The sequence below is a fragment of the Streptomyces sp. NPDC090022 genome (assembly GCF_044748145.1).
GTDB lineage: Bacteria > Actinomycetota > Actinomycetes > Streptomycetales > Streptomycetaceae > Streptomyces.
In genome coordinates, this window is sequence record NZ_JBIVFN010000005.1 from 78702 (window position 1) to 101799 (window position 23098).

Annotated in this window: 21 protein-coding genes and 2 tRNA genes; 18 read left to right on the forward strand and 5 right to left on the reverse strand. The window is 71.3% G+C overall.

Going from position 1 to position 23098, the window contains the following annotated elements:
• The first annotated feature begins 49 nt into the window (after positions 1–49).
• Positions 50–538 carry a ribose-5-phosphate isomerase gene (locus ACIPXB_RS13340; protein ID WP_401448466.1) on the forward strand — a complete coding sequence of 163 codons (489 nt, stop codon included), beginning with the start codon at positions 50–52 and terminating at the stop codon, positions 536–538.
• 110 nt (positions 539–648) lie between these two features.
• Positions 649–1455: an Fpg/Nei family DNA glycosylase gene (locus ACIPXB_RS13345; RefSeq protein ID WP_401448468.1), complete on the forward strand. Its 807-nt coding sequence runs from the start codon at positions 649–651 to the stop codon at positions 1453–1455.
• Positions 1456–1556: 101 nt separating this feature from the next.
• On the opposite strand, the gene ACIPXB_RS13350 is transcribed toward ACIPXB_RS13345, so the two are convergent.
• Positions 1557–2789, reverse strand: a complete 1233-nt coding sequence (locus ACIPXB_RS13350) for a GNAT family N-acetyltransferase (protein ID WP_401448471.1) — start codon at positions 2787–2789, stop codon at positions 1557–1559.
• Positions 2790–2896: 107 nt separating this feature from the next.
• Between ACIPXB_RS13350 and ACIPXB_RS13355 the strand changes: the two genes are divergently transcribed.
• Both ACIPXB_RS13355 and ACIPXB_RS13360 read left to right on the forward strand, forming a co-directional pair.
• Entirely contained in the window at positions 2897–4039 is a 1143-nt protein-coding gene (locus ACIPXB_RS13355; protein WP_401448473.1) for a PP2C family protein-serine/threonine phosphatase, read from the forward strand.
• Between the two features lie 173 nt (positions 4040–4212).
• Positions 4213–4992 (forward strand): ABC transporter ATP-binding protein, encoded by a 780-nt coding sequence (locus ACIPXB_RS13360; protein WP_401448475.1) that lies wholly within the window; start codon positions 4213–4215, stop codon positions 4990–4992.
• Positions 4993–5043: 51 nt separating this feature from the next.
• Here the strand turns inward: ACIPXB_RS13360 and ACIPXB_RS13365 are convergent, their stop codons facing one another.
• Positions 5044–5691: a DUF4232 domain-containing protein gene (locus ACIPXB_RS13365; protein WP_401448477.1), complete on the reverse strand. Its 648-nt coding sequence runs from the start codon at positions 5689–5691 to the stop codon at positions 5044–5046.
• Between the two features lie 83 nt (positions 5692–5774).
• Between ACIPXB_RS13365 and ACIPXB_RS13370 the strand changes: the two genes are divergently transcribed.
• The 3 genes from ACIPXB_RS13370 (at position 5775) to ACIPXB_RS13380 (ending at position 7983) form a co-directional block, all read left to right on the forward strand.
• Positions 5775–7187, forward strand: coding sequence for a pyridoxal phosphate-dependent decarboxylase family protein (locus ACIPXB_RS13370; protein ID WP_401448480.1), 1413 nt, complete (start codon positions 5775–5777; stop codon positions 7185–7187).
• Positions 7184–7645 (forward strand): HD domain-containing protein, encoded by a 462-nt coding sequence (locus ACIPXB_RS13375; protein WP_401448482.1) that lies wholly within the window; start codon positions 7184–7186, stop codon positions 7643–7645. The genes ACIPXB_RS13370 and ACIPXB_RS13375 overlap by 4 nt, the downstream gene beginning before the upstream one ends.
• Before the next feature lie 143 nt (positions 7646–7788).
• Complete coding sequence (locus ACIPXB_RS13380; RefSeq protein ID WP_401448484.1) at positions 7789–7983, forward strand: hypothetical protein; 195 nt, start codon at positions 7789–7791, stop codon at positions 7981–7983.
• Between the two features lie 73 nt (positions 7984–8056).
• Here the strand turns inward: ACIPXB_RS13380 and ACIPXB_RS13385 are convergent.
• A tRNA-Gly gene (locus tag ACIPXB_RS13385) sits at positions 8057–8127 on the reverse strand.
• Positions 8128–8305: 178 nt separating this feature from the next.
• Between ACIPXB_RS13385 and ACIPXB_RS13390 the strand changes: the two genes are divergently transcribed.
• The 5 genes from ACIPXB_RS13390 to clpX all read left to right on the forward strand — a co-directional run bounded on the left by ACIPXB_RS13390 (position 8306) and on the right by clpX (position 12957).
• Positions 8306–8382: transfer RNA gene (locus ACIPXB_RS13390), tRNA-Pro, on the forward strand.
• Between the two features lie 179 nt (positions 8383–8561).
• Positions 8562–9962 (forward strand): trigger factor, encoded by a 1401-nt coding sequence (gene tig / locus ACIPXB_RS13395; protein ID WP_401448486.1) that lies wholly within the window; start codon positions 8562–8564, stop codon positions 9960–9962.
• A 265-nt stretch (positions 9963–10227) separates the two neighbouring features.
• Positions 10228–10845 (forward strand): ATP-dependent Clp protease proteolytic subunit, encoded by a 618-nt coding sequence (locus tag ACIPXB_RS13400; protein ID WP_401448488.1) that lies wholly within the window; start codon positions 10228–10230, stop codon positions 10843–10845.
• A gap of 53 nt (positions 10846–10898) precedes the next feature.
• Complete coding sequence (locus ACIPXB_RS13405; protein WP_401448490.1) at positions 10899–11567, forward strand: ATP-dependent Clp protease proteolytic subunit; 669 nt, start codon at positions 10899–10901, stop codon at positions 11565–11567.
• Between the two features lie 103 nt (positions 11568–11670).
• Entirely contained in the window at positions 11671–12957 is a 1287-nt protein-coding gene (clpX, locus tag ACIPXB_RS13410; RefSeq protein ID WP_401448492.1) for an ATP-dependent Clp protease ATP-binding subunit ClpX, read from the forward strand.
• A gap of 84 nt (positions 12958–13041) precedes the next feature.
• Here the strand turns inward: clpX and ACIPXB_RS13415 are convergent, their stop codons facing one another.
• Positions 13042–13986 carry a hypothetical protein gene (locus tag ACIPXB_RS13415; RefSeq protein WP_401448494.1) on the reverse strand — a complete coding sequence of 315 codons (945 nt, stop codon included), beginning with the start codon at positions 13984–13986 and terminating at the stop codon, positions 13042–13044.
• Positions 13987–14116: 130 nt separating this feature from the next.
• On the opposite strand from ACIPXB_RS13415, the gene ACIPXB_RS13420 reads away from it, so the two are divergent.
• Both ACIPXB_RS13420 and ACIPXB_RS13425 read left to right on the forward strand, forming a co-directional pair.
• The gene (locus ACIPXB_RS13420) at positions 14117–16738 is read left to right on the forward strand and encodes a valine--tRNA ligase (protein ID WP_401448495.1); all 2622 of its coding nucleotides are present in this window, start codon (positions 14117–14119) and stop codon (positions 16736–16738) included.
• Positions 16739–16896: 158 nt separating this feature from the next.
• Positions 16897–18045 carry a sensor histidine kinase gene (locus tag ACIPXB_RS13425; RefSeq protein ID WP_401448497.1) on the forward strand — a complete coding sequence of 383 codons (1149 nt, stop codon included), beginning with the start codon at positions 16897–16899 and terminating at the stop codon, positions 18043–18045.
• A 56-nt stretch (positions 18046–18101) separates the two neighbouring features.
• Here the strand turns inward: ACIPXB_RS13425 and ACIPXB_RS13430 are convergent, their stop codons facing one another.
• The gene (locus ACIPXB_RS13430) at positions 18102–19151 is read right to left on the reverse strand and encodes a rod shape-determining protein (protein ID WP_401448499.1); all 1050 of its coding nucleotides are present in this window, start codon (positions 19149–19151) and stop codon (positions 18102–18104) included.
• 117 nt (positions 19152–19268) lie between these two features.
• On the opposite strand from ACIPXB_RS13430, the gene ACIPXB_RS13435 reads away from it, so the two are divergent.
• From ACIPXB_RS13435 to ACIPXB_RS13450, 4 genes are all read left to right on the forward strand, one after another.
• The gene (locus ACIPXB_RS13435) at positions 19269–20795 is read left to right on the forward strand and encodes a bifunctional folylpolyglutamate synthase/dihydrofolate synthase (RefSeq protein WP_401448501.1); all 1527 of its coding nucleotides are present in this window, start codon (positions 19269–19271) and stop codon (positions 20793–20795) included.
• Positions 20796–20798: 3 nt separating this feature from the next.
• Entirely contained in the window at positions 20799–21155 is a 357-nt protein-coding gene (locus ACIPXB_RS13440; protein ID WP_401448503.1) for a DUF4233 domain-containing protein, read from the forward strand.
• A 145-nt stretch (positions 21156–21300) separates the two neighbouring features.
• Positions 21301–21711 carry a nucleoside-diphosphate kinase gene (gene ndk, locus ACIPXB_RS13445; RefSeq protein ID WP_401448505.1) on the forward strand — a complete coding sequence of 137 codons (411 nt, stop codon included), beginning with the start codon at positions 21301–21303 and terminating at the stop codon, positions 21709–21711.
• Positions 21712–22007: 296 nt separating this feature from the next.
• The gene (locus ACIPXB_RS13450; RefSeq protein ID WP_125647420.1) at positions 22008–23027 is read left to right on the forward strand and encodes a rod shape-determining protein; all 1020 of its coding nucleotides are present in this window, start codon (positions 22008–22010) and stop codon (positions 23025–23027) included.
• The last annotated feature ends 71 nt before the right edge of the window (positions 23028–23098 follow it).

Genomic DNA, 23098 nt, shown 5'->3' on the forward strand with positions numbered 1-23098 from the left:
AGCGCCCCCGCATGCGCCCCGGAAGGGTGTCCCGTGCCACACTCGTGCCATGCGCGTGTACCTCGGATCCGACCATGCCGGCTTTGAGCTCAAGAACCACCTGGTGGACTGGCTCAAGAACAACGGCCACGAGCCCGTCGACTGCGGGCCCCACATCTACGACGCCGTCGACGACTACCCGCCGTTCTGCCTGCGCGCCGCGGAGAAGACCGCCGCGGACGCCGACAGCCTCGGCATCGTGATCGGCGGCTCCGGCAACGGCGAGCAGATCGCGGCCAACAAGGTCAAGGGCGTCCGCGCCATCCTGGCCTGGAGCGTCGAGACCGCGAAGCTCGGCCGCGAGCACAACAACGCCAACGTGATCTCCGTCGGCGGCCGGATGCACACCCAGGACGAGGCCACCGGCTTCATCGAGGCCTTCCTGGCGACCCCGTACTCCGGCGAGGAGCGCCACACCCGCCGCATCGAGATGCTCTCGGCGTACGAGACCACCGGCGAGCTGCCCCCGATCCCGGCCCACCACCCGCAGGACCAGTAGTCCCCTCCGTGCCGCCGGGACCCCTGACGGGGGCCCGGCGGCACGGCGTTTCCCGCCCCCGGCGGCCGGGGGACGCCCCGTCCCCAGGCCCAGGACCGCAGGAGAACACCGTGCCCGAGGGGCATACGATCCACCGCCTCGCCCAGGACCACGCCGAGCGTTTCGCCGCCCGCCCGGTCCGCGTCAGCAGCCCCCAGGGCCGCTTCGCCGAGAGCGCCGCCCTCCTCGACGGCCGCGAGCTCGACGTCGCCGAGGCCCACGGCAAGCACCTGTTCCTGGGCCTGGGCGAGGACTGGATCCACATCCACCTCGGCCTCTTCGGCACGTACGGCTTCGGACCCGTACCGGCGCCGCCCGCCACGGACACCGTCCGGCTGCGGCTGCTGAACGACGCGCACTACGCCGACCTGCGCGGCCCGACCACCTGCGCACTGATCACCGGCGCCGAGAAGAAGGCGATACACGACCGCCTCGGCCCCGACCCGCTGCGCGCCGACGACGACCCCGACCGGGCCTGGGCGCGGATCTCCCGCTCCCGCACCACCATCGCCGCCCTGCTCATGGACCAGAAGATCGTCGCGGGCGTCGGCAACGTCTACCGCGCCGAGGTCCTCTTCCGGCACGGCATCGACCCGTACCGGGCGGGCCGGGACGTCACGCGCGCCGAGTGGGACGCGATGTGGCGGGACCTGGTGGACCTGATGCGCGAGGGCGTGCGCAACAACCGCATCGACACCGTCCGCCCCGAACACACCCCCGAGGCGATGGGCCGCCCGCCCCGCGTGGACGACCACGGCGGCGAGGTGTACGTGTACCGCCGCGCCACCATGGCCTGCCACATCTGCGCCGGCGAGATCCGCACCGCCGACCTCGCCGCCCGCAACCTGTTCTGGTGCCCCGCCTGCCAGCCACGCTGACGGGCGGGGTCACGGCACGACGGGCGGGGTCACGGCACGACGGGCGTGGTCACGGCACGACGGGCGGGATCACCGCACCACCGACGCGGCGGGTCGCAGCCCTAGAAGCCGTGCGGCAGCCACGGGGCCACGTCGCCGGCGAAGGCCCGTGACGCCGCCGCCAGGGCGCCCGGGCGCAGCTGCGTCACCCGGCCCGCCCCCGCCAGCGAGGTCAGCGTCACGCCGCCCAGGTACGCCGAGCCCAGCTCGCGCACGGACAGGGCGAGGTCCGGCGCCCGCTCCGTACGGACGCACGAGGCGCCCTCCGCGTCGCCCACCAGGTGCCACCGCCCCTCGTTCCACGGACAGAACGCGTCGGCCACCTCCAGGACCACGTCCACCGGAGCCCCGTACGTCCGCGCCGTCAGCGCCGCCGGCAGGTCCACCAGCCGCACGTGCAGCGAGTCCCGCGTCCGCGCCTGCGCCCGCCGCACGTCGGTCACCAGGTGCAGCACCGGGTCGTCCACGGGCCGCCGGGACGCCCGTACGCTCCACGTCAGGTCGATGTCGAAGACGTACCGCCACAGCGCCGCGTACGCCGCCGGATCCAGCGCCTCCAGGTCCTGCACCTCGACGGACCCCGCCGAGCCCGTCGCCTCCCAGTCCGCCCGGACCCGGTAGCGGACGTACCCGCGCACCGTGCCGTCCTCGTCCTCCGCCAGCACGCACTTCAGCGGGGAGGCGCCGTTCCGGTCCCCCGGCGGGTCCAGCACCGCCTGCCGCTCCCAGCCCGGCTGCCGCGCCGGCATCCCCGGCCGCTCCGGCACCAGCTCGGCGTACACCTTCTCGCACGCGGCCAGCGCCCGCTCCGGGTCCGACATCCGCAGCCGCACCCCGTCCGTCCCCGCCGGCACCGCCAGCCGGACCCGCGTGGTGTCGATGTCCACCGACAGCGCGTACGTCGCCGTGCCGTACCCGAAGCGCCCGTAGATCGCCGGGTCCGAGGCCGTCAGCGCCGCGATCGGCTCGCCACCCGCCCGGACGTCGTCCAGCTGACGCCGCATCAGCGAGGTCAGCACCCCGCGGCGGCGGTGGGTGGGGGAGACCCCCACCATGGTCACGCCCGCCGTCGGCACCAGCGCGCCGCCCGGCACCGAGAGGCGGAAGCTGAAGGCCGAAGCCGAGCCGACGCAGTCCTCCCCGTCCCAGACCGCCAGGGAACGTTCCGTCTCGGTCAGCGACCGGTACAGCTCCCGCTCCTCCGGGGTCTCCGCCACCCCGCCGAACGCCAGTTCAAGGTGGGTGTACCAGACATCCCACTCATCCGGCTGCAATACACGCGTCTCCATCGCCATAAGACCATCCCTACCAGGGCATTCCGTCCCGGTCGACCCAATTTCGGGCCTCTGGTCGGGGGGTACCCCTGCGCGTCCACAGCCAGGATGGATAGGGTCCCGAAGCAATGGCCGGAGCTCGGACGGAGACCTTCACGGCCCGGATGCGCAAGACGTGGCACCGGGCCCGCACCGCCCTGCGCAAATCCGGCGTCGACTACTTCCGCGGCGACGCCTCCGACTGGCTCGCCTTCGCCGGACTGCTCCTGACCGTCCCGGCCATCACCTGGGGCACCCTGCTGTTCCCGGTCTGGTGCTCCCCGTCCGCCCTCGTCCTGCCCATCGTCGCCGGCGGCCTGCTGTTGCGCCCGGCCAGCCTGCTCGCGCTGTACGCCACCGCCGCGTCCGCGCTGATCGTCGAGGCCCTCGTCCTCGGCCCGTACGCGGAAGGCCCGGCCCGGGTCACCCCCGGTACCGTCCTGGTCGTCGCCGCCTGCGGGTTCTTCGGACTGGTCATTGCCCAGTTCCGCAGCCGCGTCGGCGTGCCCTGGCGGCGCGGCGGCACCATGCTCTTCGACCTGCGCGAACGCATCCGCGTCCAGAGCAAGCTGCCTGCCCTGCCCGGCGGCTGGCACCGCGAGATGGCCCTGCGCCCGGCCGGCGGCCAGTCCTTCTCCGGCGACTTCGTCGTCGCGGCCCGCACCAACGGCGGCCGCACCCTGGAGGTCGTCCTGACCGACGTCTCCGGCAAGGGCATGGACGCGGGCTCGCGCGCCCTGCTGCTCTCCGGCGCCTTCGGCGGCCTCCTCGGCTCCCTCCCGCCGCACGACTTCCTGCCCGCCGCCAACGGCTACCTGCTCCGCCAGGACTGGGACGAGGGCTTCGCGACCTCCGTCCACCTCGTCCTGGACCTGGAGACCGGCGACTTCGAACTCCTCTCCGCCGGCCACCTGCCCGCCCTCCAGCTCTCCGCGGGCACCGGCCGCTGGCAGGAGCAGGCGGGCGAGGGTCCGCTCCTCGGCGTCTACGACGGCGCGGAATTCACCCCGGCCCGCGGCAACCTCCGCCGGGGCGACGTCCTCATGCTCTTCACCGACGGCCTCGTCGAGACCGCCGACCGCGACATCAGCGAGGGCATCGACCGCCTCACCGGCGAGGCCGACCGCTACGTCGCCGCCGGCTGGGAGGGCGCGGCCTGGCACCTGATCGAGAAGGTCGCCAAGGACGTCAACGACGACCGCGCGCTGCTGCTGATCCGCCGCTCGCCGTGACCGGTGTGGTCGGTGTGACCGGGTGACCGGGTGACCGGGTGACCAGGTGACCAGTGTGGTCGGTGTGGTCGGGTTTCCCCTACTCCCGACCGACCGGCTCGCGCCATGGCCGCGCCCACGGCCCCCTCATAGCGTCTGACGTATCACTTCGAACGATACGGAAGGCGGCACCCATGACACTGCGGCGGACCGGCCCCGGACGGCCCCGAACGGCGCTCCACGACCCGGCGCGCGAGGAGACGGCGTACGCCCCCGCGCCCGCCGTGGAGCTGCGCGGCGTACGGCGGGAGTACGGCCGCGGCCCGGCCACCGTGCACGCCCTGCGCGACATCGACCTGACCCTGCCGCGCGGCACCTTCACCGCCGTCACGGGACCCGCCGGCTCCGGCAAGTCGACGCTCCTGCGGTGCGCGGCCGGCCTGGACCGGCCCACCGCCGGCTCCGTCCGGCTCGGCGGCACCGAGATCACTGGCATGGCCGAGAACGAGCTCGCCGAGCTGCGCCGCGGCCGCCTCGGCTTCGTCTTCCAGGCCTTCAACCTGCTGCCCTCGCTGACCGTCGAGCAGAACGTGCTGCGGCCGATGCGGCTGGCCGGCCTTCCCGAGGACCGCGGCCGCGCCGCACGGCTGCTCGCCCAGGTCGGCCTCGACGGCGCCGGCGGGCGCCGCCCCGCCGAGCTCTCCGGCGGCGGGCAGCAGCGGGCCGCCCTCGCCCGGGCCCTGGCCACCCGCCCCGACGTGATCTTCGCCGACGAACCCACCGGCGCCCTGGACACCACCGCGGCCGCCGGGGTCCTGGCGCTGCTGCGGGCCGCCGTGGACTCCCTCGGCGTCAGCCTCGTCATGGTCACCCGCGACCCGGTCGCGGCCTCCCACGCCGACGAGGTCGTCCTCCTGAGCGAGGGGCGGACGACGGCCCGCCCGCCCCGCGGCATCCCGGCAGCCGCCGCCTGATCCCGCCGCCTGATCCCGCCGCCGACGAGGCCCGGCCGGGCATCCGCAGGACTACCGCCCCGACGCCTTCCACGGCCCGAGCCCCAGCCGCCCCGTGGTGCCCAGGTCCACCGGCCGCGTCAGCGCCAGCGTCTGGCGGGGTGCGCCCGGGCGCGGCTGGACGTCGATGTGCCAGCCGTCCACGGCGGGCGTGTTCACCTCGGTGACCAGGTTGCGCCACAGCAGCCCGAACGACGCCGTCTGGCCGGGCCGCAGCGTCACCTGCTGCGGCGCCTCGTCGAAGCTGTCCACGGTGGACACCCCGTGGGACCCGTGGCCCACGTCCACCTGCACCGGTCCCTTCTTCTTGTCCAGCAGGCGGATGTCCGGGAAGCCGTTCAGGACGTACGGCTCCGTCCCGCAGTTGGTCAGCTCCACGCTCTCCACGCGCAGCCCCATCGCCGCGTCCCCGCCGCCCTCGCTCAGCCGCACCCCGTCCGCGGGGCACGCCGCCTGCGCGGGCGCGCCGGACGCCCCCGCCGTCCCGCCGGCCCCACCGGACGAGGCCGGGGGCAGCCCCCTCAGGTCCGCCGGCGGTGCGGCCGTCGGCCCCGCCGCCCGCTCCGGAGCCGGCGCCGTCTCGCATCCGGCGAGCACCCCCGCGACGGCCACGGCACCCACGGCTCCGGCGAGCCTGCGTATCCACCGATTCGTGATCATCCGCCGACCCTACGCGGCCGTCCGGGCCACCCGCCCGTGATTGGCCCGGTACCGGCCCCGCCGCCGGGCCTAGCGTGACGCCCATGCACCCCGCCCTCGCCGCCGACCTCGACCGGCTGCCCGCCCTCCTGGCGCGTACGCTCCGGCAGGCCACCGACGCGCTGGCCACCCTCGAAGCGCGCCCCGTCGTACCGCCCGCCGCCCCTGACCCCGGCCCCGATCCCGGGCAGGAGACCGCCCTCGGCACGGGCCTGGGCCCGGGCATCGGCCTGGACCGGGCCCTGGACGAGTTCGCCCGCCGCTGGGCGCCCCGCTTCTCGGCCTCCGCCGGTCCCCGCTACCTCGGCTTCGTCACCGGCGGCGCCACCCCCGCCGCCCTCGCCGGGGACTGGCTGACCGCCGTGCACGACCAGAACTCCAACTCCGCCCTCGACGGCGCCGGCCAGGACCTCGAACGCGAGACCGTCGCCGCCCTCCGCGACCTGTTCGGGCTCACCGCCGCCCACACCGGCACCTTCGTCAGCGGCGCCACCATGTCCAACGCCACCGGCCTCGCCGTCGCCCGCGAATGGCTCGGCGAACGCCTCGGCGTCCGCCCGTCCGAGGACGGGGCGGCCGCCCTCGGCCCCGTCCGCGTGCTGTCCGGCGCCCCGCACTCCTCCATCGCCAAGGCCCTGTCCGTCCTCGGCCTCGGCCGGCGCTCCCTCGTCACCGTCCCCACCCTCCCCGGCCGCGAGGCCGTCGACCCGGCCGCCCTCGACCGCGCGCTGGCCGACACGCCCGGCCCGGCCGTCGTCGTCGCCAACGCCGGCACCGTCAACACCGTCGACTTCGACGACCTCCGCGCCGTCGCGGCCCTGCGCGGACGCCACGACTTCTGGCTCCACACCGACGCCGCCTTCGGCGCCTTCGCCGCCCTCTCCCCGGAGCACGCCCACCTCACCGCCGGACTCGACGCCTCCGACTCCGTCTGCGTCGACCTGCACAAGTGGCTCAACGTGCCCTACGACAGCGCCGTGCAGTTCACCCGCCGCCAGGACCTCCAGGCCCGCGTCTTCGCCAACGCCGCCGCCTACCTCGGCCCCCTCGGCGAGCGCCCCGACCTGGTCCACCTCACTCCCGAGAACTCCCACCGGCTGCGCGCCCTCGCCGCCTGGTTCACCCTGCGGGCGTACGGCCGCGACGGGCACCGCGAGATCGTCGAGCGCGACATCGCCTGCGCCCGCGCGCTCGGCGACGCCCTCGCAGCCGACCCCGCCTTCCGGCTGCTGGCCCCGGTCCGCCTGAACGTCGTCTGCTTCACCCTGGCCGACGCCCCGACCGCCGAGCGCCTGACCGCCCTGCGGGAGGCGGCGGCCGCCGAGGTCTTCGTCACCCCCACGGTCCTGGCGGGAACCCCGGCCCTGCGCGCCGCGTTCTCCAACTGGCGCACCACCCCCACGGATGTCCACCGGGCCGCCGAGGCCCTTCGTACGGCGGCTAGGGAGACCGGATGACCGGGACGGCACGGCACCCGCACCACCTCACGCTCGCCGAGGTGGAGGCCCTGGCCCGCGCCGCGCACGAGGGCCAGACGGACAAGGCGGGCCGTCCGTACGCCGAGCACCTCGCCGCCGTCGCCGAGGGCGTACGCGCCCGCGGCGGCACCCCGGAGCAGCAGGCCGCCGCCTGGCTCCACGACGCGGTGGAGGACGACGCGCTGAGCCGCGCCTGGCTGGATTCCGCCGCCCTGCCGCAGTCCGTCAAGGACATGGTCCTCGCCGTCACCAAGCGCCCAGGCGAACCGGTCGAGGAGTACACGGCCCGCATCCTGGCCACCCCCGGCGCCCTGCTGATCAAGGAATCCGACCTCGCGCACAACGCGGACCCGGCCCGCCTGGCCGTCCTCGACGCCCCCACCCGTGAGCGCCTGACCGCGAAGTGTGCCCGTGTCCGCGCCCTGCTGGGCCTGTGACATCTCAGTAAAACAGGCACAGTTGGCAGGAAACGGCGCCACGGGACGGGTAGCGGGGGCGAGTTGGTGGCACGATGGTCCATATGGGGGTGCGCCGGCCGTGCCCCGGGCCGACCAGGGGACGACCGAAGGTGTGATCAGTAGTGGCCATTTCGCTGTCAGTGGTGGTTCTGTTGGCGATCATCCTGGTGGTGCTGATCCGCGGCAACCACCTCAAGGCCGGCCCGGCCATCGTCGCCGTCCTCTTCGGTTTCTTCCTGGCGTCGAGCTCCATCGCCCCGGACGTGAACCGTTTCCTCAACTCCCTGGCCGACACGATCGCGGGCATCAAGATCTGACCCTCACAGTCCCCGGGGACGCGTCAGGGCCAGGCGGAGGAAAAATCCTCTGACCTGGCCCTGAGCCGTTGAGAGCGGGCGACGGGAATCGAACCCGCGTAGCTAGTTTGGAAGACTAGGGCTCTACCATTGAGCTACGCCCGCAACGCTTGCGCCGCAGGTCGGAAGGACCGCGGCACAGAGAGCATCCTAGCGGGTGGGGCCGGGGGAGTGCACACCCCATTCGGGCCGCGCGTCCCTGCCGTCGCCGCCCCGCCGCCCCGGATGCGAAAACAGCGGGCGTCGGACCGTCTCCGGCCATGTACCCTACGTGTCGCACCGACGGGGTGTGGCGCAGCTTGGTAGCGCGTCCGCTTTGGGAGCGGAAGGTCGTCGGTTCGAATCCGGCCACCCCGACCAGCATCATCTCTTCATCCCCACCGCCACCCGCGAAGATCGCGTTGTGGGCTGCTTCCCGCTTGCGGTTACTATGCAAGCTGCGTGCCCGTGTGTCTGATGTACCGGGCCCGATCCGCTGAACCGCTGAATACGCAGCGACACAGCAGCCCCCAAGAAGTCAGCCACAAGGAGACCGAACCGTGAAGAGCGCCGTGGAGACCCTGAACCCGACTCGGGTTCGGCTCACTGTCGAGGTGCCCTTCGAGGAGCTCAAGGACAGCCTCGACGCGGCGTACAAGAAGATCAACCAGCAGGTCACGGTCAAGGGCTTCCGCAAGGGCAAGATCCCGGCCCGGGTCATCGACCAGCGCTTCGGTCGTGGCGCGGTGCTGGAGGAGGCCGTCAACGACGCCCTCCCGAAGTTCTACACCGAGGCCGTCAACGAGGCCGAGGTCAACCCGCTGGGCCAGCCCGAGGTCGACATCACCGAGCTGAAGGACGGCGAGCTGCTGGCCTTCACCGCCGAGGTCGACATCCGCCCGGCCATCGAGATCCCGGACTACTCCGGCATCGAGGTCGAGGTCGACGCGGTCGAGGTCTCCGACGAGGACGTCGAGCAGTCCGTCGAGCAGCTCCGCAGCCGCTTCGCCACCACCAACGTGGTCGAGCGCGCGGCCGAGGACGGCGACGTCGTCACGATCGACCTCGAGGCCAAGGTCGACGGCGAGGTGCTGCCCGACGGCATCGCCTCCGACGTCTCCTACACCATCGGCTCGGGCGAGCTCCTCGACGGCATCGACGAGGCCGTCAAGGGCCTCGAGGCCGGCGGCGAGGCGACCTTCACCTCGCAGCTGAAGGGCGGCTCCGCCGAGGGCAAGGACGCCGAGGTCACCGTCAAGGTCAGCAAGGTCTCCGCCAAGGAGCTCCCGGCCCTGGACGACGAGTTCGCCCAGCTCGCCAGCGAGTTCGACACGCTGGAGGAGCTGAAGGCCGACAGCCGCAAGCGCCTCGAGAACATGAAGCAGTACGACCAGGCCACCCAGGCCCAGGAGCGCGTGCTGGAGAAGTTCATCGAGCTCGCGGAGATCCCGGTTCCCGAGAAGCTCCTCGAGGACGAGGTCAACACCCGCAAGCACAACCTCGAGCACCACCAGCTCGGCCAGATGGGCCTGACCATCGAGAAGTACCTCGAGTTCCAGGGCAAGACGGTCGAGGAGTTCGACGCCGAGACCCGCGAGCAGGCCATCAAGGGCATCAAGACCCAGTTCCTCCTCGACGAGCTCGTCAACAAGGAGAAGCTGAACGTCAACCAGGAGGAGCTCACCGAGCACCTCATGCGCCGCGCCGCTTCCTCCGGCATGTCCCCCGACCAGTTCGCCCAGGCGGTCGTCGAGGGCGGCCAGGTCCCGATGCTGGTCGGCGAGGTCGCCCGCGGCAAGGCGCTCGCGCTGGTCGTCGAGGGCTCCAAGGTCGTCGACACCAACGGTGAGGTCGTCGACCTCTCCGACGACGAGGACGAGGTCGAGGCGGCCGCCGAGGTCGTCGAGGCCGCCGTGGAGGGCGACGCCGACGCCGACGCGAAGGCCGACGAGGCCAAGTAAGGCCAAGCAAGGCCAAGTAGGGCCGAGCAAGGCCGCGTAAGGCCGGACAGGGCCGACCGAGGCCTTCTGAGCTGCACCTGAAGGGCCCGGGCACGTGCGTGCCCGGGCCCTTCGGCATCGTTCGCACCTTGCGCTCCGAGCGAACAGTTCCGGAAGCGGGATGGCGTTGTCCTACCTGCGCGTTAGGGTCCATGAATATGAGGGCTCAGCCCTTTTAACGAAACGCTGAGACGGCATAGGGCCGTCGGAGACGAGCAGGTGGAACGTGACGAATCTGAAGCCTTACGCCGCGGGTGAGCCGTCCATCGGTGGTGGCCTCGGCGACCATGTCTACAACCGGCTGCTCAGCGAGCGCATCATCTTCCTCGGCCAGCAGGTCGACGACGAGATCGCCAACAAGATCACGGCGCAGCTTCTCCTCCTGGCCGCCGAGCCGGAGAAGGACATCTACCTGTACATCAACAGCCCCGGTGGCTCGGTGACGGCCGGCATGGCGGTCTACGACACCATGCAGTACATCAAGAACGACATCGTCACCATCGGCATGGGCATGGCCGCCTCCATGGGCCAGTTCCTGCTCACGGGCGGTACGGCGGGCAAGCGCTTCGCGCTCCCGAACACCGACATCCTGATGCACCAGGGTTCCGCCGGCATCGGCGGCACCGCCTCGGACATCAAGATCCAGGCCCAGTACCTGCTCCGTACCAAGCAGCGGATGGCCGAGATCACCGCGCACCACTCCGGCCAGACCGTGGAGACGATCATCCGCGACGGTGACCGCGACCGCTGGTTCACGGCCGAGGAGGCCAAGGAGTACGGCCTCATCGACGAGATCATCTCGGCCGCGTCCCTCGTCCCGGGCGGCGGCGGTACCGGGGCCTGACGCCCCGGCCGTACCCGACTGGACAGCCGGTCCCAGCCCAGAACGCCACCAGGATGGTGAACACCCAGATGCAGAACAACTTCTCGGCCAGCGGTCTCTACACGGGCGCGCCGATGGACAACCGCTACGTCGTCCCGCGCTTCGTCGAGCGCACCTCGCAGGGCGTGCGCGAGTACGACCCGTACGCGAAGCTCTTCGAAGAGCGCGTGATCTTCCTCGGTGTCCAGATCGACGACGCCTCCGCCAACGACGTCATGGCGCAGCTGCTGTGCCTGGAGTCGATGGACCCGGACCGCGACATCTCGATCTACATCAACAGCCCCGGTGGTTCCTTCACCGCGCTGACGGCCATCTACGACACGATGCAGTTCGTGAAGCCGGACATCCAGACGGTCTGCATGGGCCAGGCGGCCTCCGCCGCGGCCGTGCTGCTGGCCGCCGGTACCCCCGGCAAGCGCATGGCCCTGCCGAACGCCCGCGTGCTGATCCACCAGCCGTCCGGCGGTACGGGCCGTGAGCAACTCTCGGACCTGGAGATCGCGGCCAACGAGATCCTGCGCATGCGCGACCAGCTGGAGACCATGCTGGCCAAGCACTCCACCACGCCGATCGAGAAGATCCGCGAGGACATCGAGCGCGACAAGATCCTCACCGCCGAGGACGCGCTCTCGTACGGCCTGATCGATCAGATCATTTCCACCCGTAAGAGCAACGCGGCCTGATACTTGCACGGGGCCCCGCAGCGGGGCCCCGGCAAGGTACCGTCGGATATGAGGCACCAGGAGCGCTGAACCAGGCGTCTCCCAGGCGAAGGGGAAGCACCTCGTGGCACGCATCGGTGACGGCGGCGACCTGCTCAAGTGCTCGTTCTGCGGAAAGAGCCAGAAGCAGGTGAAGAAGCTCATCGCAGGACCCGGTGTGTACATCTGCGACGAGTGCATCGACCTCTGCAACGAGATCATCGAAGAGGAACTCGCGGAGACGAGCGAGGTGCGCTGGGAGGAGCTTCCCAAGCCCCGCGAGATCTACGAGTTCCTGGAGGGCTACGTCGTCGGCCAGGAGCCGGCGAAGAAGGCGCTCTCGGTAGCGGTCTACAACCACTACAAGCGTGTCCAGGCCGGCGAGAACGGCGGCGCGCAGGGCCGGGACGACGCGATCGAGCTCGCGAAGTCCAACATCCTGCTCCTGGGCCCCACGGGCTCGGGCAAGACGCTCCTCGCGCAGACCCTGGCCCGCATGCTCAACGTCCCGTTCGCCATCGCCGACGCCACGGCGCTGACGGAGGCCGGGTACGTCGGCGAGGACGTCGAGAACATCCTGCTGAAGCTGATCCAGGCGGCCGACTACGACGTCAAGAAGGCCGAGACCGGGATCATCTACATCGACGAGATCGACAAGGTCGCCCGCAAGAGCGAGAACCCGTCGATCACGCGTGATGTGAGCGGCGAAGGCGTCCAGCAGGCCCTGCTGAAGATCCTGGAGGGCACGACGGCGTCCGTCCCTCCGCAGGGCGGCCGCAAGCACCCGCACCAGGAGTTCATCCAGATCGACACGACGAACGTGCTCTTCATCGTGGGCGGCGCCTTCGCCGGCCTGGAGAAGATCATCGAGTCGCGGGCGGGCGCCAAGGGCATCGGCTTCGGGGCGACGATCCGCTCGAAGCGGGAGATCGAGGCGAGCGACCAGTTCCAGGAGGTCATGCCGGAGGACCTGGTGAAGTTCGGGATGATCCCCGAGTTCATCGGCCGTCTCCCGGTCATCACCTCGGTCCACAACCTGGACCGCGAGGCGCTCCTGCAGATCCTCGTCGAGCCGCGCAACGCGCTGGTGAAGCAGTACCAGCGGCTGTTCGAACTCGACGGCGTCGAGCTGGACTTCGAGCGCGAGGCCCTGGAGGCCATCGCGGACCAGGCCATCCTCCGCCAGACCGGCGCGCGCGGCCTGCGCGCCATCATGGAGGAGGTCCTGATGTCGGTGATGTACGAGGTCCCGTCCCGCAAGGACGTGGCCCGCGTGGTCATCACCCCGGACGTGGTCCGCTCGAACGTCAACCCGACGCTGGTCCCGCGCATCGTCCCGAAGGACCAGGGCCCGCACGAGAAGTCGGCGTAGCCCGCCACCGCACGACACGAAGGGGCGCCCCGGTCGACCGGCCGGGGCGCCCCTTTCGTGTGTGTACGTGTACCCGCCGGGTGATCAGGCCTTGACGCGCGCGGTGTTGAAGAGCTTGGCGGCGAGGGCCGCGACCTCGTCGAGGGTGCCGCTGGTGCCGCCGAGCATCGCCTTCGCCGGGTCGACGACGTTCACGGAGACCAGCGTCGAGTAGTCGCCCCAGGCGCACGAGGGGATCGTGACCTCCTTGGGGCCCTGGGCGGTGGACGAGCTGCTCTTGGTGCTGGTCATCTTGACGTTGGCGCACTTCATCACGCCACCGCTGAAGCCGGCCGGCTTGAACTCCTGCGGGCTGCCGACCAGTTCGTACTTGAGGCCGAGCGCCTCGGCGTCCTTGTTGGTGCCGACGTTGTTGAAGTAGTTGTCGACGGCCTTCTCCGGCTCGTCGATCTGCCCGTACAGGCCGTTGACGTTGAGCTGCTTGGCCGTCTTGCCCGTGCCGTTGGTGTACTGCTGCGCGACGTTGTGCGCGTTCTTGACGCCGACCAGCTCGGCCTTCGTCTTCTGCTCGCCCTCCAGCGTCTTGTCCTGGCCGTTGGTCGCTGCCTCCGACGTGCTCTTCTTGTACGCGTCGACCGACTCCGGCATGACGAGCTTGTAGCCCTTGGTGTCGGAGGCCACGGTGCCCGCGCCGTCGCCCTTCAGGAAGTACCAGCCGCCGCCCGCGATGACCGCGATCGCGACGACCACGCCCGTGACGATCAGGCCCGTCTTCTTCTTCGGGGGCTGCGGGGCGGCGCCGTACGGGGGCTGGGCGTGCGGGGGCATGCCCGGCTGCTGCGGGTAGCCGTAGCCCTGCTGCGGGGGGACGCCCGGCTGCTGGGGGTAGCCCGGCGGCGGCGGGGGCTGCTGCGGGTAGCCGTAGCCCGGCTGGGGAGCAGGCTGGCCGTACGGGCCCGGCTGCTGCCCGTACGGGCCCGGCTGCTGCGGCTGCTGGCCACCGTACGGCCCCGGCTGGTTGTAGCTCATTTCCCGCGTCCCCCTCTGAGGTTGCTTTATGCGTTCCTCACATCCTGTCGGAAGCCGGACGCCCGTGGAGCCCCGGGACCCCGGTATAGCGGTTTCAGTACGGGACTGTTACCCCTCTAAACTGTGCCCCGTGACCGAGAACACGCAGACACCCAGCAGCCCCGACTCCGAACTGCCGAGCCACTACACGCCGGCCGATGTAGAGGGGAAGCTGTATGAGCGCTGGGTAGAGCGCGGTTACTTCGAGGCGGACGAGAAGAGCGAGAAGCCCGCCTACACCATCGTCATCCCGCCGCCCAACGTCACCGGCAGCCTGCACCTGGGCCACGCCTTCGAGCACACGCTCATCGACGCCCTCACCCGCCGCAAGCGCATGCAGGGCTTCGAGACGCTGTGGCAGCCCGGCATGGACCACGCCGGCATCGCCACCCAGAACGTCGTCGAGCGCGAGCTCGCCAAGGAGGGCAAGTCCCGCCACGACCTGGGCCGCGAGGCGTTCGTCGAGCGCGTCTGGCAGTGGAAGGGCGAGTCCGGCGGCCAGATCTCCGGCCAGATGCGCCGCCTCGGCGACGGCGTCGACTGGTCCCGTGAGCGCTTCACCATGGACGAGGGTCTCTCCGAGGCCGTCCAGACCATCTTCAAGCGGCTCTACGACGACGAGCTGATCTACCGCGCCGAGCGCATCATCAACTGGTGCCCGCGCTGCCTGACCGCGATCTCCGACATCGAGGTCGAGTACCAGGACGACGACGGCGAGCTCGTCTCCATCCGCTACGGGGAGGGCGACGCCTCCATCGTGGTCGCCACCACCCGCGCCGAGACGATGCTCGGCGACACCGCCGTCGCCGTCCACCCCGAGGACGAGCGCTACAAGCACCTCGTCGGCACCGAGATCGAGCTGCCGCTCACCGGCCGCCGCATCCCGGTCGTCGCCGACGAGCACGTCGACCCCGAGTTCGGCACCGGCGCCGTCAAGGTGACCCCGGCGCACGACCCGAACGACTTCGAGATCGGCCAGCGCCACAACCTGCCGAACCTCGCCGTCATGGACGAGCACGCGATCATCACCGCCCACGGCCCCTTCCAGGGCCTGGACCGGCTCGAGGCCCGCTCCGCCATCGTCGCCGCGCTGCGCGCCGAGGGCCGGATCGTCGCCGAGAAGCGCCCGTACACCCACTCCGTGGGCCACTGCTCGCGCTGCAAGACCACCATCGAGCCGCGCCTGTCGATGCAGTGGTGGGTCAAGGTCGGCCCGCTCGCCAAGGCCGCCGGTGACGCGGTCCGCGACGGCAAGGTCAAGATCCACCCGCAGGAGATGGAGAAGCGCTACTTCGACTGGGTCGACAACCTCCACGACTGGTGCATCTCGCGCCAGCTGTGGTGGGGCCACCGCATCCCGGTCTGGTACGGCCCGAACGGCGAGGTCGTCTGCGTCGGACCCGACGAGCAGCCGCCCGCCGGCGAGGGCTGGCACCAGGACACCGACGTGCTCGACACGTGGTTCTCCTCCGGCCTGTGGCCCTTCTCCACCCTCGGCTGGCCGCGGCAGACCGAGAGCCTGGCGAAGTTCTACCCGAACTCCGTCCTCGTCACCGGCTACGACATCCTGTTCTTCTGGGTCGCCCGGATGATGATGTTCGGCCTGTACGCGATGGACGGCACCCCGCCGTTCCACACCATCGCCCTGCACGGCATGGTCCGTGACGAGCGCGGCAAGAAGATGTCGAAGTCCTTCGGCAACGCCGTCAACCCGCTCGACTGGATGGACAAGTACGGCTCCGACGCCGTCCGCTTCACCCTGGCGCGCGGTGCCAACCCGGGCGTCGACGTCCCGATCGGCGAGGACTGGGTCCAGGCGTCCAGCAAGTTCGCCAACAAGATCTGGAACGCCACCCGCTTCGCGCTGATGAACGGCGCCACCATCGAGGGCGAGCTGCCGGCCCCCGAGCGGATGTCCGCCACCGACCGCTGGATCCTGTCGCGGCTGAACAAGACCGTGGCCGAGGTCGACGCGTTCTACGACGACTACCAGTTCTCGAAGCTGTCGGACGCCCTCTACCACTTCGCGTGGGACGAGGTTTTCGACTGGTACGTCGAGCTGTCCAAGACGACCTTCTTCGCGGGCGGCGAGCAGGCCAAGGTCTCCGGCCGGGTCCTCGGCGAGGTCATCGATGTCATGCTGCGGCTGCTGCACCCGGTCGTCCCGTTCGTCACCGAGACCCTGTGGACCACGCTCACCGGGCGTGAGTCGCTGGTGATCGCCGAGTGGCCGCGGGACAGCGGCTTCCGCGACGAGGCCGCCGAGGCCGAGATCGGGACCGTCCAGGCCGTGGTCACCGAGGTCCGCCGGTTCCGCAAGGAGCAGGGCCTCCAGGACGCGCAGAAGGTCCCGGGCCGCCTGGACCTCGGCGGTACGGCGCTGGCCGCGCACGAGGCCGCCATCCGCCAGCTGCTGCGCCTTCAGCCGGACGACGAGGGCTTCACCGCGACCGCCTCCCTGCCGATCGCGGGCGCCACGGTCGCGCTGGACCTGTCGGGCACGATCGACGTGGCCGCCGAGCGCAAGCGCCTGACGAAGGACCTGGGAGCGGCGCAGAAGGAGAAGGCGCAGGCCGAGGCCAAGCTCGGGAACGAGGCCTTCCTGGCCAAGGCCCCGGACAACGTGGTCGACAAGATCAAGGGCCGGCTCGCCAAGGCCGAGGCGGACATCGCCCGCATCGAGGCCCAGCTGACGGCCATGCCGGAGGCCTAGCCGATCCGGTCACCGATCCGGTCACCGATCCGGACCACCGAGGGCCCCGCACCGTGCGCGATGGTGCGGGGCCCTCGCGTACACGAAGTGCGCATTGTCACCCATATCGGCCGTCCGGCCGAATGGATTCGCGGCGGCGAACCCGGATGATGGAGGGCATGCAGGTCAAACCCGTCGCCTCCGCGCTCCGGGCGGTCGTGGCCCGGAGCCGCCGACGCGCCGAGAGCTGGGCCGGGACCCCGCACGCTCTGGACGTGCTCACCGCGCTCAGCTGCCTCGCGCTGATGGCACTGGACCTGCCCGGCCTCGCCGCCGCCGACAACTCCCTGACCGGCCCGCAGGCCGCCGCCGTCCTCGCGCTCGGCTCCGCCACGCTGCTGGTGCGGCGCCGGATGCCGTGGCTGGCGTTCGCCACCGCCCTGCTCTTCCTCGGCTGGCTGCACGAACTCACCCTCATCCAGTTCGCCCTCTACTCGGTGGGCCGCTACCGGGGCCGCCGGGCCGGGGTGCTGGCCACCGTCGGCTACTTCGTCTTCGCCCTGGCCCTCTTCCACGTGCCGGGCTGGCCCCTGGGACGGGCCGACACGCTCAGTTCCTTCCTCAGCGTGGTCGTGCCCATCGGGGTGCTCGCCTCGGCCGTCGGCATCGCCGCCTACCGCCAGGACCTGGTGCGCGAGCTCGACGCGCAGCGCGCGGAATCGGCCGTCCTGCAGGCGGTGCAGCAGGAGCGGACCTCTGTGGCCCGGGACGTCCACGACTTCGTGGGGCGCGAGCTGACCATGCTGACGGTGCGCTCCGAGGTGCTGTCGATGCGGTCGCGCGAGACGGCGTACGCGAAGGACTTCGAAGAGCTCGCCGACACCGCGCGCCGGGCCCACCTGGTCCTGAACGAGATCATCGTGCAGCGCGGCGAACGCACGGCCACGCCCGGCGTCGAGGGGCTGCCGGCGCTGGCCGAGGAGAGCGGCCGGGCGGGCTCACCCGTACGGCTGGCCATGGACCCCGACGTGCACGCGCTGTCGCCGCTGCGGCAGGCAGCCGTCTACCGGGTGGTCCAGGAGTGCCTGACCAACGCCGCCAAGCACGCCGGCGGCGAGACCATCGACGTGTGCATCGCCGCCGAGGGGACACAGCTGCGGATCGCGGTCACCAACCCGCTGCCGGCCCGCCGGCCCGCCCGCGCCCCGGTCTCGGCGGGCTCGGGCACGGCGAGCATGTCCGAACGCGTCCACAGCCTGGGCGGCACCCTGACGGCCCGCCGCACGGACGAGGCGTACGAGGTCGTCGCGACGCTGCCGTGCTTTTAGGGGCTCGGGGGCGGAGTCCCCGCAGCGGCGCCGCACCCGCCGGTCCGGGAACGCCGTCAGGCGCGGGCCGGGGTCAGGAGGGTGTGGAGGGTGTCGAGGTCCTCGACGCAGCGGCCCGAGCCCAGGGCCACGCAGTCCAGCGGGTCGTCGGCGACGAAGACCGGGATGCCGGTCGCGGAGGCCATCCGCAGGTCGAGACCGGGCAGCAGGGCGCCGCCGCCGGTCAGGACGATGCCGTGCTCCATCACGTCGCCCGACAGCTCCGGCGGGCACTCCTCCAGGGTGGTGCGGACGGCCGCGATGATCGCCTCCACCGGTTCGTCCAGGGCCGCCCGGACGTCCGGCGCGCCCAGCGCGAGCGTCTGGGGCATGCCGCCGACCTTCTCCCGTCCCCGCACCGTGAACGTACGGGTCTCCAGTTCCGGCCGGTCCGGCACCGGCCAGGCCGAGCCGATGGCGACCTTGACGTCCTCGGCGGTGCGCTCGCCGATGAGCAGCCCGTGCTCCTTGCGTACGTGATCCGCGATCGCGCCGTCCAGCCGGTCGCCGCCGACCCGCAGGGAACGGGCGGTGACGATGCCGCCCAGAGAGATCACCGCGACCTCCGTGGTGCCGCCCCCGATGTCGACCACCATCGAGCCGCGCGGATCGGAGACCGGCAGCCCGGCGCCGATCGCCGCCGCCATCGGCTCCTCGATCAGGTGCACGGCCCGGGCGCCGGCCCGGGTGGAGGCGTGGACGATCGCCCGCCGCTCGACCTGGGTGACCCCGGACGGCACGCAGACGACCATCCGGGTGCGCGGCCGCCGCCCGGGGACGGCCTTGCGCACGAAGTGCCGGATCATCTCCTCCGCGGCCTCGTAGTCGCTGATCACACCGTCCCGCAGCGGGCGGATGGCGGTGATGGACCCGGGCGTGCGGCCGATGGTCTCCTTGGCGTCGCTGCCCACCGCCAGCGCCGTGGTGGTGCCGGCCTTGACCGCGACCACGGACGGCTCATTGAGGACGATCCCGTGCCCCCGCGCATAGATCAGGGTGTTCGCGGTCCCCAGGTCTATCCCGATGTCACGGCTGGAGGCTGACGTGTTGGTGCTGGCCTGCGGCATTTGTTCCCCTATCTCCTGTTCGCAAGGCTTGCATAACGATCCGGCCGCCCTGTGCGCCGGACGTCCCGAAACGGCCGGGCCGAAAGTCCCGGCCGCCCCCGTCCGTAGACTGGCCCTGTGAGTGAGCAGCAGCCCGGCGACGGCCGGTCCGAGAAGTCCGACGCCTTCGACGAGTTCGACGAGATCGTGGCCGAGGCAGCCGACCGCGATCCCGATCTGGCGGTGATCGAGGCCGGCAGCCGCACCCTGCGTACCCAGGCCGGCCCGCCGCAGGGCGACCCCGTGCCCGGCCGGCCCGAGGACCCGGCGGTGGACGCCGCGCTGCGCGAGGTGGAGCAGGAGCTGTCCACCCGCTGGGGCGAGACCAAGCTGGAGCCGTCCGTCCGGCGCATCAAGGCGCTGATGGACGTGCTCGGCGAGCCGCAGCGCGCGTACCCCTCGATCCACATCACCGGCACCAACGGCAAGACCAGCACCGCCCGCATGATCGAAGCCCTGCTGAACGCCTTCGAGCTGCGCACCGGCCGCTACACCAGCCCGCACGTGCAGACGATCACCGAGCGGATCAGCCTGGACGGCGCCCCGATCGAGGCGGAACGCTTCATCGAGACGTACCGGGACGTCAAGCCGTACGTGGAGATGGTCGACGCGGCCGAGGAGTACCGGCTGTCCTTCTTCGAGGTCCTCACCGGCATGGCGTACGCGGCCTTCGCGGACGCGCCCGTGGACGTGGCCGTCGTCGAGGTGGGCATGGGCGGCAGCTGGGACGCGACCAACGTCATCGACGGCTCGGTCGCGGTGATCACCCCGATCAGCCTGGACCACACCGACCGGCTCGGCACCACGCCGGGCGAGATCGCCGCCGAGAAGGGCGGCATCATCAAGCAGGACGCGACCGTCATCCTGGCGCAGCAGCCGGTGGACGCGGCGCAGGTGCTGCTGCGGCGGGCCGTCGAGGTGGACGCGACCGTGGCCCGGGCGGGCATGGAGTTCGGCGTCGTCGCGCGCGAGGTGGCCGTCGGCGGCCAGCAGGTGACGCTGCGCGGCCTGGGCGGCGAGTACGAGGAGATCTTCCTGCCGTTGTACGGCGCCCACATGGCGCAGAACGCGGCGGTGGCGCTGGCGGCGGTCGAGGCGTTCTTCGGCATCGGCGCGGAGCAGGCGCGGCCGCTGGACATCGACACGGTCCGCAAGGCCTTCGCGAGCGTCACCTCGCCGGGCCGGATGGAGGTCGTACGCCGCAGCCCGACCGTGGTCCTGGACGCGGCCCACAATCCGGCGGGCGCGGCCGTGACCGCCGAGGCCGTCACCGAGTCCTTCGGCTTCAGCCGGCTCATCGGTGTGGTGGGGACCAGCGAGGGCAAGGACGTCCGCGGTGTCCTGGAGGCCTTCGAGCCGATCCTCGCCGAGGTGGTCATCACCGCGAACTCGACCTACCGGGCGATGGGCGCGGACGAGCTCGCCGCCATCGCCGTGGAGGTCTTCGGGCCCGACCGGGTGCAGGTGGAGCCGCGGCTGGACGACGCCCTGGAGGCGGCGATCACGCTGGCGGAGGAAGAGGCCGAGTACGGTGGGGCCGGGGTCCTGGTGACCGGTTCCGTGATCACGGTGGGCGAGGCGCGCCTGCTGCTCAAGAGGGGCTGACCCATGCGTACGCTGTGCGCCTCGACGCTGATCGGGGAGTTCTTCGTCGTCGGATTCGCGGGCCTGGTGGCCATGAAGAATCCCGACCTCACCCAGGCGCAGGTCTGGACGGTCTGCGGGATCGCGATGCTGCTGTCCGTGCTGCTGTGCGGGATGCTCGGCCGCCCCGGCGCGGTGCAGATCGGCTGGGCCCTGCAGATCGGACTGATCGCGAGCGGCCTGGTCGTCCCGATGATGTTCTTCCTGGGCGCGGTCTTCGCGGGCCTGTGGTGGTGCTCGATCCACTACGGCCGCAAGATCGACGAGGCCAAGGCCCGCTGGGCGGCGCAGGCGGAGGCCCAGGCACCGGCGGAGGCGTAGGGCCCGGCCGGCGGCGGGGACGCGGGCGCGGGGCGCCGGGCGGCGGCGCAGGCCTTCCGCCGGGGCGCCGGGCGGCGGCGTACGCCTCCGGGCGCCCCTGTAGCCTCGTACGACCGCACCCGTATGCCGCAAGGAGCCGAAACCCATGACCCAGCGCACGCTCGTCATCCTCAAGCCCGACGCCGTCCGTCGCGGCCTGATCGGCGAGATCATCGGCCGTATCGAGCGCAAGGCCGGCTGGACCATCCCCGCGATGGAGCTGCGCACCCTCGACCAGGAGACGCTGGAAGCGCACTACGGCGAGCACAAGGGCAAGCCTTTCTACGAGCCCCTCATGGGCTTCATGGCGTCCGGCCCCGTCGTCGTCCTCGTCGTCGAGGGCGAGCGGGCGATCGAGGGGGTCCGCCAGCTGGCCGGTCCCACCGACCCGATCGCCGCGGCGCCCGGTTCCATCCGTGGTGATTTCGGCACGATCGTCCGCGAGAACCTGATCCACGCCTCGGACGGCGAGGAGTCCGCGGAGCGTGAGCTGAAGCTGTTCTTCCCCGCGCTGTGAAGACGCCATCCTGACGTAACATCAGCCGAATAGCGCTCTCGACCTGGGGCGACCGAATGAAGTTCGGTCGCCCTTCGGTATTTCCCGGCGCCACCGGGAACGCATGGGCAACACGCAACGTCACCACTAAGGGGACGGGTTTCCGTTCCGCCGGGGAAGGTCGAGTCCCGTCGCGCGATGTCCGTACGCGCGGCACTACGATGAGGCTTCCACCCACACACCCACCTCGCCGACCTGACAGCAGCCGCTATCAACTGGAAGGCCAGACGCTCCTCATGGGGAACAAGGGGAACTCAATGTCGTTCATCGGCCGTGACATGGCTGTCGACCTCGGGACCGCCAACACGCTGGTGTACGTGAGGGGCCGGGGCATCGTCCTGAACGAGCCGTCCGTCGTCGCGATCAACACCAACACCGGCGGCATCCTCGCGGTCGGCTCCGAGGCGAAGAAGATGATCGGCCGGACACCCGGCAACATCGTCGCCGTACGCCCCCTCAAGGACGGCGTGATCGCCGACTTCGAGATCACCGAGCGCATGCTGCGCTACTTCATCCTCAAGATCCACAAGCGCCGCTACCTGGCCCGCCCCCGCGTCGTCGTCTGCGTCCCCTCCGGCATCACCGGAGTCGAGCGCCGCGCCGTCATCGAGGCGTCCACCCAGGCCGGCGCCCGTCAGGTGCACATCATCGAGGAGCCCATGGCCGCGGCCATCGGCTCCGGCCTGCCCGTGCACGAGGCGACCGGCAACATGGTCGTCGACATCGGCGGCGGCACGACCGAGGTCGCCGTCATCTCCCTCGGCGGAATCGTCACGGCGCAGTCCATCAGGGTCGCCGGCGACGAACTGGACAACGCGATCATCCAGCACATCAAGAAGGAGTACTCGCTCCTCCTCGGCGAGCGCACCGCCGAGCAGATCAAGATCACCATCGGGTCGGCGTACGACCTCGACAAGGACGAGCACACCGAGATCCGCGGCCGCGACCTCGTCTCGGGCCTGCCCAAGACCGTGGTCATCTCGGCCGCCGAGGTCCGCAAGGCGATCGAGGAGCCCGTCAACGCCATCGTCGACGCCGTCAAGACCACCCTCGACAAGTGCCCGCCGGAGCTCTCCGGCGACATCATGGACCGCGGCATCGTCCTCACCGGCGGCGGCGCCCTGCTGCGCGGTCTCGACGAGCGGCTGCGCCGCGAGACGGGCATGCCCATCCACATCGCCGAGGACCCGCTCGACTCCGTCGCGCTCGGTTCCGGCAAGTGCGTGGAGGAGTTCGAAGCGCTCCAGCAGGTCCTGGACGCCCAGCCCCGGCGGTAGCCGGACACCGGCCGATCCCCCGGAAAAGGGACATGCGGAACACAAGGATCCGCCGTACGGGTGCTACCGCG